This window comes from Aminobacter sp. P4_D5, from assembly GCF_056401815.1.
The window spans coordinates 1-726 of the sequence record NZ_JBFUIP010000679.1 but is presented as its reverse complement, the minus strand read 5'-3'; the positions used below and the strand labels follow the sequence as shown (position 1 = coordinate 726).

The window sequence follows — 726 nt, the reverse complement described above, 5'->3', positions numbered from 1 at the left end:
CGACGCCGTGGCCGCGGACCTGCTCGCGACACCGGAGGGGCAGGCCCATGCCCCGCAAGCCGAGGCCCATACCTTGGCTGTGGCGGCCCTGACCTGGATGTTATAGCGTCCGGCTTGTCGGCTTGAATGTTATAATATTACATATCCCCTGAAGCCTCAGGGGTCCCGTCATGCGTTCACTGCCGTTCTGGATCGTTGCCGGCCTCCTGCCGGCCGCGGCTCCGGCCCAGACCCCGGATGCCATCACCCTTCCGCAGATGTCGGTGACGGCCAGCCCCGTCAGCGGCGACCAGCCCGGCAGCTTCGTCCCCGTCACCACCCTCGACCAGCCGGCCATCGCCGCCTCCCCGGCCCGCTCCCTCGGCGATGCCCTGCGCGACGAACCCGGACTTTCCGCCACCACCTTCGCGCCCGGCGCGAGCCGCCCGATCATCCGCGGCCTCGACAACTTCCGGGTCCGTATCCAGGAGAACAGCTTCGGCGCCGGCGACGTCTCCGCCTATGGCGAGGACCACGCCGTTCCGCTGGACCCGATGACGGCGGATCGGGTCGAGGTCATCCGCGGCCCGGCCTCGCTGCGCTGGGGCTCCCAGGCCATCGGCGGCGTGGTGAACGTCATCAACAACCGCATCCCGACGAGCCTGCCCGACCAGGTTCTGAAGGGCCGCACGACCGGCGCCTGGAACAGCGGCAGCCGCGGCTGGGACGGCACCGCCAGTGCCGCCC

The 726-nt window shown here is 70.5% G+C and carries 1 protein-coding gene; it reads left to right on the top strand.

Annotated elements, in window-relative coordinates:
* Window positions 1-170: 170 nt before the first annotated feature.
* Window positions 171-726: TonB-dependent receptor plug domain-containing protein (locus AC1DWF_RS34290; protein WP_476842944.1), on the top strand; the 556-nt coding region annotated here is incomplete at its 3' end.